The sequence below is a fragment of the Enterobacter sp. BNK-8 genome (assembly GCF_048685095.1).
Lineage (GTDB): Bacteria > Pseudomonadota > Gammaproteobacteria > Enterobacterales > Enterobacteriaceae > Enterobacter > Enterobacter quasiroggenkampii.
In genome coordinates, this window is the sequence record NZ_JBLQTN010000001.1 from 3,979,117 (window position 1) to 3,991,604 (window position 12,488).

Genomic DNA, 12,488 nt, shown 5'->3' on the forward strand with positions numbered 1-12,488 from the left:
TATGAGCCAAATAACTATGACACCCGCCGACGCGATGATTACGCTGGAAAACGTGAACAAATGGTACGGACAGTTTCATGTCCTGAAGGACATTAATCTCAAGGTCAAGCAGGGCGAACGCATTGTCCTGTGCGGCCCTTCCGGATCCGGGAAATCCACAACCATTCGCTGCATTAACCATCTTGAAGAGCATCAGCAAGGACGCATCGTGGTTGATGGTATTGAGTTGAATGAAGATATCCGCAATATCGAACGCGTGCGTCAGGAAGTGGGAATGGTCTTTCAGCACTTTAATCTGTTTCCGCACCTGACCGTTCTCCAGAACTGTACGCTTGCACCGATTTGGGTACGGAAGATGCCGAAAAAGGAAGCCGAGGCGCTGGCAATGCACTACCTGGAGCGCGTACGTATCGCAGAGCATGCGAATAAGTTCCCTGGCCAGATATCGGGTGGCCAGCAGCAGCGTGTGGCTATCGCCCGTTCACTGTGTATGAAACCGAAAATTATGCTGTTTGATGAACCGACATCAGCTCTCGATCCGGAAATGGTGAAGGAGGTTCTGGATACCATGATTGGGCTGGCACAATCCGGCATGACTATGCTGTGCGTCACGCATGAGATGGGGTTCGCGAGAACCGTGGCTGACCGGGTGATCTTTATGGACCGTGGGGAGATTGTTGAGCAGGCGCCACCGGATGAGTTCTTTGCGCATCCCAAGTCAGAACGTACGCGAGCATTCCTGTCGCAGGTGATTCATTAATCTGCTGTTTTTGCCCGGTGGCGCTGCGCTTACCGGGCCTACCGTTTTCACGAGAATCATAACGCAAAAAGGCCATCCTTTCGGATGGCCTCTTCACTTGTTTGATGTCTGGCAGTTCCCTACTCTCACATGGGGAGACCCCACACTACCATCGGCGCTACGGCGTTTCACTTCTGAGTTCGGCATGGGGTCAGGTGGGACCACCGCGCTAAAGCCGCCAGACAAATTCTTTTACTTCTTGCCGAACTTTAACCTAAGTATAAAGTGGTGCTGATACCCAGAGTCGAACTGGGGACCTCACCCTTACCAAGGGTGCGCTCTACCAACTGAGCCATATCAGCACGCTAAATTTGATGCCTGGCAGTTCCCTACTCTCACATGGGGAGACCCCACACTACCATCGGCGCTACGGCGTTTCACTTCTGAGTTCGGCATGGGGTCAGGTGGGACCACCGCGCTAAAGCCGCCAGGCAAATTCTGTTTAATCTGTATCAAGGCTGAATTTTGATTGTTCGTCTCTTCGCCAAAACATCTTCGGCGTTGTAAGGTTAAGCCTCACGGTTCATTAGTATCGGTTAGCTCAACGCATCGCTGCGCTTACACACCCGACCTATCAACGTCGTCGTCTTCAACGTTCCTTCAGGAGACTTAAAGTCTCAGGGAGAACTCATCTCGGGGCAAGTTTCGTGCTTAGATGCTTTCAGCACTTATCTTTTCCGCATTTAGCTACCGGGCAGTGCCATTGGCATGACAACCCGAACACCAGTGATGCGTCCACTCCGGTCCTCTCGTACTAGGAGCAGCCCCCCTCAATTCTCCAGCGCCCACGGCAGATAGGGACCGAACTGTCTCACGACGTTCTAAACCCAGCTCGCGTACCACTTTAAATGGCGAACAGCCATACCCTTGGGACCTACTTCAGCCCCAGGATGTGATGAGCCGACATCGAGGTGCCAAACACCGCCGTCGATATGAACTCTTGGGCGGTATCAGCCTGTTATCCCCGGAGTACCTTTTATCCGTTGAGCGATGGCCCTTCCATTCAGAACCACCGGATCACTATGACCTGCTTTCGCACCTGCTCGAGCCGTCACTCTCGCAGTCAAGCTAGCTTATGCCATTGCACTAACCTCCTGATGTCCGACCAGGATTAGCTAACCTTCGTGCTCCTCCGTTACTCTTTGGGAGGAGACCGCCCCAGTCAAACTACCCACCAGACACTGTCCGCAACCCGGATTACGGGTCTACGTTAGAACACCAGCCATTAAAGGGTGGTATTTCAAGGACGGCTCCACGCAGACTGGCGTCCACGCTTCAAAGCCTCCCACCTATCCTACACATCAAGGACCAGTGTTCAGTGTCAAGCTATAGTAAAGGTTCACGGGGTCTTTCCGTCTTGCCGCGGGTACACTGCATCTTCACAGCGAGTTCAATTTCACTGAGTCTCGGGTGGAGACAGCCTGGCCATCATTACGCCATTCGTGCAGGTCGGAACTTACCCGACAAGGAATTTCGCTACCTTAGGACCGTTATAGTTACGGCCGCCGTTTACCGGGGCTTCGATCAAGAGCTTCGCGTTGCCGCTAACCCCATCAATTAACCTTCCGGCACCGGGCAGGCGTCACACCGTATACGTCCACTTTCGTGTTTGCACAGTGCTGTGTTTTTAATAAACAGTTGCAGCCAGCTGGTATCTTCGACTGATTTCAGCTCCACCCGCAGGGGCTTCACCTACATATCAGCGTGCCTTCTCCCGAAGTTACGGCACCATTTTGCCTAGTTCCTTCACCCGAGTTCTCTCAAGCGCCTTGGTATTCTCTACCTGACCACCTGTGTCGGTTTGGGGTACGATTTAATGTTACCTGATGCTTAGAGGCTTTTCCTGGAAGCAGGGCATTTGTTACTTCAGCACCGTAGTGCCTCGTCATCACACCTCAGCGTTAAAAGGTACCGGATTTACCTGGAACCTCCGCCTACATGCTTAAACCGGGACAACCGTCGCCCGGCTAACATAGCCTTCTCCGTCCCCCCTTCGCAGTAACACCAAGTACAGGAATATTAACCTGTTTCCCATCGACTACGCCTTTCGGCCTCGCCTTAGGGGTCGACTCACCCTGCCCCGATTAACGTTGGACAGGAACCCTTGGTCTTCCGGCGAGCGGGCTTTTCACCCGCTTTATCGTTACTTATGTCAGCATTCGCACTTCTGATACCTCCAGCATGCCTCACAGCACACCTTCAACGGCTTACAGAACGCTCCCCTACCCAACAACGCATAAGCGTCGCTGCCGCAGCTTCGGTGCATGGTTTAGCCCCGTTACATCTTCCGCGCAGGCCGACTCGACCAGTGAGCTATTACGCTTTCTTTAAATGATGGCTGCTTCTAAGCCAACATCCTGGCTGTCTGTGCCTTCCCACATCGTTTCCCACTTAACCATGACTTTGGGACCTTAGCTGGCGGTCTGGGTTGTTTCCCTCTTCACGACGGACGTTAGCACCCGCCGTGTGTCTCCCGTGATAACATTCTTCGGTATTCGTAGTTTGCATCGGGTTGGTAAGCCGGGATGGCCCCCTAGCCGAAACAGTGCTCTACCCCCGAAGATGAATTCACGAGGCGCTACCTAAATAGCTTTCGGGGAGAACCAGCTATCTCCCGGTTTGATTGGCCTTTCACCCCCAGCCACAAGTCATCCGCTAATTTTTCAACATTAGTCGGTTCGGTCCTCCAGTTAGTGTTACCCAACCTTCAACCTGCCCATGGCTAGATCACCGGGTTTCGGGTCTATACCCTGCAACTTAACGCCCAGTTAAGACTCGGTTTCCCTTCGGCTCCCCTATACGGTTAACCTTGCTACAGAATATAAGTCGCTGACCCATTATACAAAAGGTACGCAGTCACACCACAAGGGTGCTCCCACTGCTTGTACGTACACGGTTTCAGGTTCTTTTTCACTCCCCTCGCCGGGGTTCTTTTCGCCTTTCCCTCACGGTACTGGTTCACTATCGGTCAGTCAGGAGTATTTAGCCTTGGAGGATGGTCCCCCCATATTCAGACAGGATACCACGTGTCCCGCCCTACTCTTCGAGTTCACAACCTGTGTGCTTTCGTGTACGGGACTGTCACCCTGTACCGTGCGACTTTCCAGACGCTTCCACTAACACACAAGCTGATTCAGACTCTGGGCTGCTCCCCGTTCGCTCGCCGCTACTGGGGGAATCTCGGTTGATTTCTTTTCCTCGGGGTACTTAGATGTTTCAGTTCCCCCGGTTCGCCTCGTTAACCTATGTATTCAGTTAACGATAGTGTGACGAATCACACTGGGTTTCCCCATTCGGACATCGCCGGGTCAAAGGTTCATATCACCTCGCCGGCGCTTTTCGCAGATTAGCACGTCCTTCATCGCCTCTGACTGCCAGGGCATCCACCGTGTACGCTTAGTCGCTTAACCTCACAACCCGAAGATGTTTCACTTCATGATTGCGAAAATTTGAGAGACTCGAACACACCTTAAAGATGTGTCGTTTCAATTTTCAGCTTGATCCAGATTTTTAAAGAGCAAATATCTCAAACGTGACTCGCAAGTCAGTTTTGAGATATGACGGCAGGTGACTTTCACTCACGAACCAGCAAGTGGCGTCCCCTAGGGGATTCGAACCCCTGTTACCGCCGTGAAAGGGCGGTGTCCTGGGCCTCTAGACGAAGGGGACACTGAAGTCTCAATCGCAAGACGCCTTGCTATTTACTTTTCATCAGACAATCTGTGTGAGCACTACAAAGGCAGGTTCTTTAAGGTAAGGAGGTGATCCAACCGCAGGTTCCCCTACGGTTACCTTGTTACGACTTCACCCCAGTCATGAATCACAAAGTGGTAAGCGCCCTCCCGAAGGTTAAGCTACCTACTTCTTTTGCAACCCACTCCCATGGTGTGACGGGCGGTGTGTACAAGGCCCGGGAACGTATTCACCGTAGCATTCTGATCTACGATTACTAGCGATTCCGACTTCATGGAGTCGAGTTGCAGACTCCAATCCGGACTACGACGCACTTTATGAGGTCCGCTTGCTCTCGCGAGGTCGCTTCTCTTTGTATGCGCCATTGTAGCACGTGTGTAGCCCTACTCGTAAGGGCCATGATGACTTGACGTCATCCCCACCTTCCTCCAGTTTATCACTGGCAGTCTCCTTTGAGTTCCCGGCCTAACCGCTGGCAACAAAGGATAAGGGTTGCGCTCGTTGCGGGACTTAACCCAACATTTCACAACACGAGCTGACGACAGCCATGCAGCACCTGTCTCAGAGTTCCCGAAGGCACCAATCCATCTCTGGAAAGTTCTCTGGATGTCAAGAGTAGGTAAGGTTCTTCGCGTTGCATCGAATTAAACCACATGCTCCACCGCTTGTGCGGGCCCCCGTCAATTCATTTGAGTTTTAACCTTGCGGCCGTACTCCCCAGGCGGTCGACTTAACGCGTTAGCTCCGGAAGCCACGCCTCAAGGGCACAACCTCCAAGTCGACATCGTTTACGGCGTGGACTACCAGGGTATCTAATCCTGTTTGCTCCCCACGCTTTCGCACCTGAGCGTCAGTCTTTGTCCAGGGGGCCGCCTTCGCCACCGGTATTCCTCCAGATCTCTACGCATTTCACCGCTACACCTGGAATTCTACCCCCCTCTACAAGACTCTAGCCTGCCAGTTTCGAATGCAGTTCCCAGGTTGAGCCCGGGGATTTCACATCCGACTTGACAGACCGCCTGCGTGCGCTTTACGCCCAGTAATTCCGATTAACGCTTGCACCCTCCGTATTACCGCGGCTGCTGGCACGGAGTTAGCCGGTGCTTCTTCTGCGGGTAACGTCAATTGCTGAGGTTATTAACCTCAGCACCTTCCTCCCCGCTGAAAGTACTTTACAACCCGAAGGCCTTCTTCATACACGCGGCATGGCTGCATCAGGCTTGCGCCCATTGTGCAATATTCCCCACTGCTGCCTCCCGTAGGAGTCTGGACCGTGTCTCAGTTCCAGTGTGGCTGGTCATCCTCTCAGACCAGCTAGGGATCGTCGCCTAGGTGAGCCGTTACCCCACCTACTAGCTAATCCCATCTGGGCACATCTGATGGCAAGAGGCCCGAAGGTCCCCCTCTTTGGTCTTGCGACGTTATGCGGTATTAGCTACCGTTTCCAGTAGTTATCCCCCTCCATCAGGCAGTTTCCCAGACATTACTCACCCGTCCGCCGCTCGTCACCCAGGAGCAAGCTCCCTGTGTTACCGCTCGACTTGCATGTGTTAGGCCTGCCGCCAGCGTTCAATCTGAGCCATGATCAAACTCTTCAATTTAAGTTTGATGCTCGTGAATTAAACTTCGTAATGAATTACGCATGTTCACTCAGAGACTTGGTATTCATTTATTGTCCGAAGACATTAAGAATCCATGTCACTTTGAGTGCCCACACAGATTGTCTGATAAATTGTTAAAGAGCAGTGCAACGCGGCTTTCGCTCACCGTTGCGAGGTGGCGTATATTACGCTTTCCTCTTTCAGAGTCAACCCGTTATTTCAGGATTTTTTCTCTTCAACCGACCGCGTTGTCTGTGAAGTGATTCACATCCGCCGTGTCGATGGAGGCGCATTATAGGGATCCCAATTTTTAGCACAAGTATTTTTTAGATCTTTTTTTCCGACTGCTGATTTTCCGCGCTTTTCGCTGAAATCCCGCCCGATCTGCTTAAATATTGACGTATTTTGCCTTGCCTCGATCCATTAATACGATCAAAGTCTTCTGTATAGCGCTCATTCTTAGAGGTAGATATGCCAGCAGTATTACGCCCTTATAAAGATCTGTTCCCCCAAAAAGGCGATCGCGTGATGATCGATGCCAGCAGCGTGGTCGTTGGTGATGTGCGAATGGCCGAAGATGTCAGCATCTGGCCGCTCGTCGCCATCAGGGGAGATGTTAACTATGTGTCGATTGGTGCACGTACCAACATTCAGGACGGTAGCGTTCTGCATGTCACGCACAAATCCTCCTATAACCCCGAGGGTAATCCCCTCATCATTGGAGAGGATGTTACCGTCGGCCATAAAGTGATGCTCCACGGCTGCACGATCGGAAATCGCGTCCTTGTTGGCATGGGGTCGATTTTGCTGGATGGCGTCATAGTAGAAGATGACGTAATGATTGGTGCCGGTAGCCTGGTCCCGCAGAACAAACGGCTGGAGAGCGGTTATCTCTATCTGGGAAGTCCGGTAAAACAGATCCGCCCCCTTAAGGAGGCAGAGATCGAAGGATTAAAATACTCGGCGAACAACTACGTAAAATGGAAGAATGACTATCTGGATCAGGATAACCAAACCCAGCCCTGATCGTCTTCCTGCTGTTCGCGGATTAAATCGCTGGCTTCCTCTTCCAGATCCCAGCGATTTTCGCAAAATACCGCTAGCGGGTCTGTGCCGCCAAAACGATGCAACAGCGTTTCTCCATGGATGGCGCAGGTAAGTTGCATGCCCTGCACCAGCACCGGAAAACAGACCGCTTGTTTATGCTCATCCCAGCTCTCTCTGTCCGGGAAATGAATAGCCTGATTCACGCCGAAAGCTCCTGCTTTAGCTTTTCAATGACCGGCTCGACCGCAGGCAACACGCCGTGCCAGAGCAGCACCGCATGCGCAGCCTGCCCCACCAGCATTCCCAGCCCATCGGCTAACTGTTTCGCGCCGTGTTGTTCACACCAGTTCAGGAAAGGCGTCTTCCCTTTCTGATAGAACATGTCATAGAAGTACATATGCGCACTGACCAGCGAAGCGGGGATCGCCGGGATCTCACCGTTGATGCCGCTGGATGTGGCATTAATGACAAGATCGAACTCACGTTCGGCAAGATCGTCAAGCGCTACCGCGCTCACGCTGCCGGTATGCGCAAACAACGCCGCCAGCGCTTCTGCCCGGGAAAAGGTTCTGTTCGTGATGGTCACCGAACAGTCCAGTGAAAGCAGAGGCAACAAAACGCCCCGCGATGCGCCACCCGCGCCAATCAGCAGGATCCGGAAACCGGGCTTGATAAAGGAGAGTCTTTCCAGATCGCTGAGTAAACCAATCCCGTCGGTGTTGTCCCCCAGAAGGCGTCCATCCTCAAGCCGTTTTAGGGTATTGACTGCACCAGCAAGTGAAGCGCGTTCGGTCAGCTCATCCGCACGTTCGAAGGCTTCTTCTTTAAACGGGACCGTCACATTCGCGCCTTTGCCCCCCGCGGCGAAAAAGGCCTCAAGCGTAGGGATAAAGGCATCCACTGGCGCCAGTACGCGACCATAGGGGTGATCTATCTGCAGCTGCTCCGCGAACTGCTGATGGATCAACGGTGACTTGCTGTGTGCAATGGGATTACCAAAAACAGCATAGGTTTCCATGAGATTACCCCTGGCGAAAACGTTCGCCGGTCAAAGCATCGCGAATTTCAGATGGATTCAGGCGCCCTCCCGTTTCACCGACAGCGACAGGGAAGTCATTCCCGAACTGCGCCAGCACTTCTTCGGTTGTCCGACATGGCGGCTGCCCGGTCAGGTTGGCGCTGGTTGAGACCAGTGGTTTACCAAATGCCAGGCACAGCTCCACCACCAGCGGATGGTCAGTGACCCGAACGGCAAGGGAATCAAAGCGTCCGGTTAACCAGCGCGGGGTTGTCGGCTGCGCCGGGAAAACAAAGGTGACCGGACCAGGCCACGCGGAGAAGATTGTCTCGCGCTGTGCTGGGGTAAGCATCGAGTCATCAATATAGGGCTTAAGCTGCTCGTAATTCGCAGCGATCAAAATCAGTCCTTTCTCGACGGGTCTTTGTTTCAGGGTAAGCAGACGGTTCACAGCCGTCTCGCTGTCAGGATCGCAACCGACCCCAAAAACAGCTTCAGTTGGATAGGCGATGACTTCTTCATTTTTCAGTACGTCCACTGCATGGGCAATGGAGCCTGATGGCAGGTTATTATTCACTATATTGATCCGCCGTTACCGGCTTTCCACATTGTTTACTGGCGCAGAAGCGTTTCATGCCTTGCGCGGTTTTCTTCTCTATCAGTAGCGGATAATTGCAATGAGGGCAGATTCCCGCTACCGGCTTAAAATTGATAACGAACTGGCAGTCAGGGTAGCGATCGCACGAATGGAAGGTCTTACCATAACGGGAACGGCGCTGTACCAGCTGACCGCGCTGACACTGAGGGCAGGCAATTGCCGTTTCATCAGGCTTATCAATTTGTTCCGTATGTTCACATTCCGGGTAGCGGCTACATCCAATAAACATGCCGAAACGCCCCTGGCGTAGCGCGAGTTCGCCACCGCAGAGAGGGCACAGCTGACCCTCCAGAATTTTCACGATATGCCCATCCGCCTGGCTTTTCAGAGGACGAACATAATCACATTCCGGATAGTGAGAACAACCGAGAAACGGGCCGTGTTTCCCGGACCGAATAACAAGTTCAGCCCCGCACTGCGGGCAGGGCTCGTTTTTGTGCACCGTGAACAGTGCTGATTTGGCCATAACAACTCTTGGTGCTGCACATTGAATTAGTGCAGCATACCTTCATTCACTTCAAAGAGTAATTCTTCCATTTGCTGATAGGCATTTTCACAGCCCGGGATATTAAACAGAACCATCAGGATCACCCACTTGAGATCTTCCAGTTCAAATTCTGCCGTATCCAGCGCCATGACGCGCTCTATCACCATTTCTCTCGTTTCGAGGTTTAGCACCTGAATCTGCTCAAGGAATAAAATGAATCCCCGGCAGCTGGCATCCAGCCGTTCACACTCTTCAGCGGTATAAATGCGTACAGACAATGGGTCAGAAGCAAGCTGCATCGGTTCGGCAAGGCCTTCCTGATAATCAGCCAGTTTTTCCAGCCACATCAACGCATTGTAGATATCTTCCCGCTCAAATCCCGCATCGGTAAGATCCTGTGTCAACTTGTCCTGATCCACTCGCATTTCTGCTTCGTTATGGATATAAGTCTCAAACAAATACATCAGTACGTCGAACATGGCATGCCCTCCTTAATCGGACATAGCCGCCGGGTACAGCTGCGATCCACCCTGCTAACTCCAGTTCGAGTAGCTGTGCTACCGTTACTGGCACAGGTTGGCCGGCACGTTCAGCGACAACGTCAACAGGTGTTACCTCATCTCCTACGTTAGCCAGGAGCTTGGGAAATGGCAATGCCACCTTTCCCTGATCTGATGAATATTGTCGCTTTTCGGGATCTTCCTGCAGCCATTGCAGCCCATATTGCAAATTTTCAAGAATGTCCCCGACTTCCGTTACCGGTGTTGCCCCCTGCTTAATCAGCCAGTGCGGTCCCTCGCATCCGGGATTACCTATCGGGCCTGGCAAGGCGAAGACTTCTCGCCCCTGTTCGAGCGCGCACCGTGCCGTGACCAGCGAACCGCTTCGCCGCGCGGCTTCAACCACCAGCACGCCTTTGCTAAGGCCGCTGATGATGCGATTACGACGCGGAAAATTTGCCGGTCGGGGCTGCGCGGAAAGCGGAAACTCAGACACTATCGCACCGTCAGACTCAATAAGCCGCATCGCCAATGCCTGATGCCGGCGTGGGTAAATGCTAAAAAGACCGTTCCCCAGCACCGCGACACTTCGTCCTTTTACTGACAGCGCCGCGCTGTGGGCAACGCCGTCAATACCACAGGCCAGCCCGCTGGTAATCGTGAAACCACTATGTGAAAGTTGTTCGCACAGGATTTTCCCCCATCGCTCGCCGTACCATGACGGCGCACGACTGCCTACCACCGCCAGCTGAACGGTATTAAGCATCTCAGGGTTACCTTTTATGAATAAAGCCCCGGGATAGTCAGGGATTGTGCGGAGTAGAGGGGGATAAAGGTGATGGTTGGCCGTTAATAAATGATGTCCCGGCTGCTCAAGCCATATCAGGCTACGTTCCAGCTCACTCTCATCGAACGCAACGAACCGTTCAGCCTGCTTTGCTGTCAGTCCAGCATTTCTTAAGACAAGCGTATCGATGCCTTCCTGCCTCTGCAATCGTGCAGCCGCTTCCACCATGACATCACCACACAGAGAACCTGTGTGCATGAGCCGTAGCCAAATCTCGGTAGACGTCATCCTTTCCCCTGCCATAAGCGCTCTCCGCAATCATTGCGATTGGTCACTGATGCTGTCAATCGATGGGGGATTTGTCTAGAATAGAGGGAGTATTCTTATCAACTCCTGAACACGACTCTGGAAATTTATGGCAGTTTTGCAAGTGTTACATATTCCGGACGAGCGCCTTCGCATCGTCGCTGAACCGGTCAAAGAAGTGAATGCAGAAATCCAGCGTATCGTTGATGATATGTTCGATACCATGTACGCCGAAGAAGGCATTGGCCTGGCGGCGACGCAGGTGGACATTCACAAGCGTATTATCGTGATTGATGTTTCGGAAAATCGCGATGGCCGCCTGGTGCTAATCAACCCTGAGCTGCTCGAAAAGAGTGGCGAAACCGGTATTGAGGAAGGCTGTCTGTCTATTCCTGAACAGCGTGCGTTAGTGCCGCGTGCCGAAAAAGTGAAAATTCGCGCCCTGGATCGTGACGGTAATCCGTTCGAACTGGAGGCAGACGACCTGCTGGCAATTTGTATTCAGCATGAGATGGATCACCTGGTCGGTAAACTGTTTATCGATTATCTCTCGCCGCTGAAACAGCAGCGTATTCGTCAGAAAGTAGAGAAACTGGATCGTTTGCGTTCTCGCGCATAACGTCCCCCCGGATACAAGGATCATCGTGTCTAAAACACTACGTATTATCTTCGCGGGAACCCCTGATTTTGCAGCGCGTCATCTTGACGCGCTGTTATCGTCTGGTCACCAGGTTGTTGGCGTCTTTACCCAGCCGGACCGTCCTGCTGGTCGCGGCAAAAAACTGATGCCGAGCCCGGTCAAAGTGCTGGCAGAAGAGCATGGGCTTCCCGTTTTTCAGCCCGCATCGCTGCGCCCGCAGGAAAATCAGCAGCTGGTTGCTGACCTGAATGCCGACGTAATGGTGGTGGTGGCTTACGGTTTAATTCTGCCAAAAGCCGTGCTTGATATGCCGCGCCTGGGTTGTATCAACGTGCATGGGTCTCTGCTCCCACGCTGGCGTGGTGCAGCTCCTATCCAGCGCGCGCTGTGGGCGGGTGATGCCGAAACGGGCGTGACCATCATGAAGATGGACGTAGGTTTAGACACCGGCGACATGCTGTATAAACTGGCCTGCCCCATTACGCCAGACGATACCAGCGCCACGCTGTATGACAAACTGGCAGACCTTGGCCCACAAGGTCTTATCGAGACGCTTCAGCAGCTTGCTGACAATACGGCAAAACCGGAAGTTCAGGATGACGCGCTGGTAACCTACGCCGAAAAGCTGAGCAAAGAAGAAGCGCGTATCGACTGGTCCCTGTCCGCCGCTCAACTTGAACGCTGCATTCGCGCTTTTAATCCGTGGCCAATGAGCTGGATGGAAATTGATGAGCAGCCAGTAAAAGTCTGGAAGGCCTCCGTCATTAGCGGTGCGACGACGGCGGAACCCGGTACGATTATTGATGCCAGCAAGAACGGCATCCAGGTGGCGACTGCGCAAGGGATTTTGAATCTTGAATCGCTCCAACCGGCCGGTAAGAAAGCCATGAGCGCTCAGGATCTGTTAAATTCCCGTCGTGAATGGTTTATCCCGGGCAATCGCCTTGCCTGA

Annotated in this window: 10 protein-coding genes, 2 tRNA genes and 4 rRNA genes; 4 read left to right on the forward strand and 12 right to left on the reverse strand. The window is 52.9% G+C overall.

Annotation, left to right across the window (positions count from 1 at the left end):
• Position 1: 1 nt before the first annotated feature.
• Positions 2 to 760 carry an amino acid ABC transporter ATP-binding protein gene (locus ACMGGU_RS19220; RefSeq protein WP_014171880.1) on the forward strand — a complete coding sequence of 253 codons (759 nt, stop codon included), beginning with the start codon at positions 2 to 4 and terminating at the stop codon, positions 758 to 760.
• A gap of 106 nt (positions 761 to 866) precedes the next feature.
• Here the strand turns inward: ACMGGU_RS19220 and rrf (ACMGGU_RS19225) are convergent.
• The 6 genes from rrf (ACMGGU_RS19225) to ACMGGU_RS19250 form a co-directional block, all read right to left on the reverse strand.
• Positions 867 to 982, reverse strand: a 5S ribosomal RNA gene (gene rrf, locus ACMGGU_RS19225).
• A gap of 43 nt (positions 983 to 1,025) precedes the next feature.
• Positions 1,026 to 1,101: transfer RNA gene (locus ACMGGU_RS19230), tRNA-Thr, on the reverse strand.
• Positions 1,102 to 1,115: 14 nt separating this feature from the next.
• Positions 1,116 to 1,231, reverse strand: a 5S ribosomal RNA gene (rrf, locus tag ACMGGU_RS19235).
• A gap of 73 nt (positions 1,232 to 1,304) precedes the next feature.
• Positions 1,305 to 4,209 (reverse strand): 23S ribosomal RNA (locus tag ACMGGU_RS19240).
• Between the two features lie 183 nt (positions 4,210 to 4,392).
• Positions 4,393 to 4,468 (reverse strand) — tRNA-Glu (locus ACMGGU_RS19245).
• A gap of 85 nt (positions 4,469 to 4,553) precedes the next feature.
• Positions 4,554 to 6,093 (reverse strand): 16S ribosomal RNA (locus ACMGGU_RS19250).
• Together the 16S, 23S and 5S rRNA genes with 2 tRNA genes alongside form the textbook arrangement of a ribosomal RNA operon.
• Before the next feature lie 471 nt (positions 6,094 to 6,564).
• Between ACMGGU_RS19250 and ACMGGU_RS19255 the strand changes: the two genes are divergently transcribed.
• Positions 6,565 to 7,119, forward strand: a complete 555-nt coding sequence (locus tag ACMGGU_RS19255; protein ID WP_262790820.1) for a gamma carbonic anhydrase family protein — start codon at positions 6,565 to 6,567, stop codon at positions 7,117 to 7,119.
• Here the strand turns inward: ACMGGU_RS19255 and ACMGGU_RS19260 are convergent.
• Genes ACMGGU_RS19260 through dprA form a run of 6 tightly spaced genes read right to left on the reverse strand, consistent with a single transcriptional unit; the run spans position 7,095 to position 10,878 of the window.
• Entirely contained in the window at positions 7,095 to 7,343 is a 249-nt protein-coding gene (locus tag ACMGGU_RS19260; RefSeq protein WP_023345007.1) for a DUF1488 domain-containing protein, read from the reverse strand. The genes ACMGGU_RS19255 and ACMGGU_RS19260 overlap by 25 nt on opposite strands.
• Positions 7,340 to 8,158, reverse strand: a complete 819-nt coding sequence (gene aroE, locus ACMGGU_RS19265; RefSeq protein WP_045909527.1) for a shikimate dehydrogenase — start codon at positions 8,156 to 8,158, stop codon at positions 7,340 to 7,342. The genes ACMGGU_RS19260 and aroE overlap by 4 nt, the downstream gene beginning before the upstream one ends.
• 4 nt (positions 8,159 to 8,162) lie before the next feature.
• Positions 8,163 to 8,735, reverse strand: coding sequence for an L-threonylcarbamoyladenylate synthase type 1 TsaC (gene tsaC, locus ACMGGU_RS19270; protein ID WP_414456265.1), 573 nt, complete (start codon positions 8,733 to 8,735; stop codon positions 8,163 to 8,165).
• Positions 8,728 to 9,282, reverse strand: coding sequence for a type I DNA topoisomerase (locus ACMGGU_RS19275; protein WP_045909528.1), 555 nt, complete (start codon positions 9,280 to 9,282; stop codon positions 8,728 to 8,730). Before ACMGGU_RS19275 ends, tsaC begins: the two co-directional genes overlap by 8 nt.
• A gap of 26 nt (positions 9,283 to 9,308) precedes the next feature.
• Positions 9,309 to 9,782, reverse strand: a complete 474-nt coding sequence (gene smg, locus ACMGGU_RS19280; protein ID WP_008503477.1) for a DUF494 family protein Smg — start codon at positions 9,780 to 9,782, stop codon at positions 9,309 to 9,311.
• On the reverse strand, positions 9,754 to 10,878 hold the full coding sequence (gene dprA / locus ACMGGU_RS19285; RefSeq protein WP_262751705.1) for a DNA-protecting protein DprA: 1,125 nt from the start codon (positions 10,876 to 10,878) through the stop codon (positions 9,754 to 9,756). The genes smg and dprA overlap by 29 nt, the downstream gene beginning before the upstream one ends.
• 127 nt (positions 10,879 to 11,005) lie before the next feature.
• On the opposite strand from dprA, the gene def reads away from it, so the two are divergent.
• The gene (gene def, locus ACMGGU_RS19290; RefSeq protein ID WP_008503479.1) at positions 11,006 to 11,515 is read left to right on the forward strand and encodes a peptide deformylase; all 510 of its coding nucleotides are present in this window, start codon (positions 11,006 to 11,008) and stop codon (positions 11,513 to 11,515) included.
• 25 nt (positions 11,516 to 11,540) lie between these two features.
• A complete protein-coding gene (fmt, locus tag ACMGGU_RS19295; RefSeq protein ID WP_048030956.1) occupies positions 11,541 to 12,488 on the forward strand; it encodes a methionyl-tRNA formyltransferase in 948 nt (315 codons plus the stop codon).

Excerpts from the sequence above, each read along its gene's own strand:
- ACMGGU_RS19220 (WP_014171880.1), top strand. The coding sequence starts at position 2 with ATGAGCCAAATAACTATGACACCCGCCGACGCGATGATTACGCTGGAA.
- ACMGGU_RS19255 (WP_262790820.1), top strand. The coding sequence starts at position 6,565 with ATGCCAGCAGTATTACGCCCTTATAAAGATCTGTTCCCCCAAAAAGGC.
- aroE (WP_045909527.1), bottom strand. The coding sequence starts at position 8,158 with ATGGAAACCTATGCTGTTTTTGGTAATCCCATTGCACACAGCAAGTCA.
- ACMGGU_RS19275 (WP_045909528.1), bottom strand. The coding sequence starts at position 9,282 with ATGGCCAAATCAGCACTGTTCACGGTGCACAAAAACGAGCCCTGCCCG.
- smg (WP_008503477.1), bottom strand. The coding sequence starts at position 9,782 with ATGTTCGACGTACTGATGTATTTGTTTGAGACTTATATCCATAACGAA.
- dprA (WP_262751705.1), bottom strand. The coding sequence starts at position 10,878 with ATGACGTCTACCGAGATTTGGCTACGGCTCATGCACACAGGTTCTCTG.
- def (WP_008503479.1), top strand. The coding sequence starts at position 11,006 with ATGGCAGTTTTGCAAGTGTTACATATTCCGGACGAGCGCCTTCGCATC.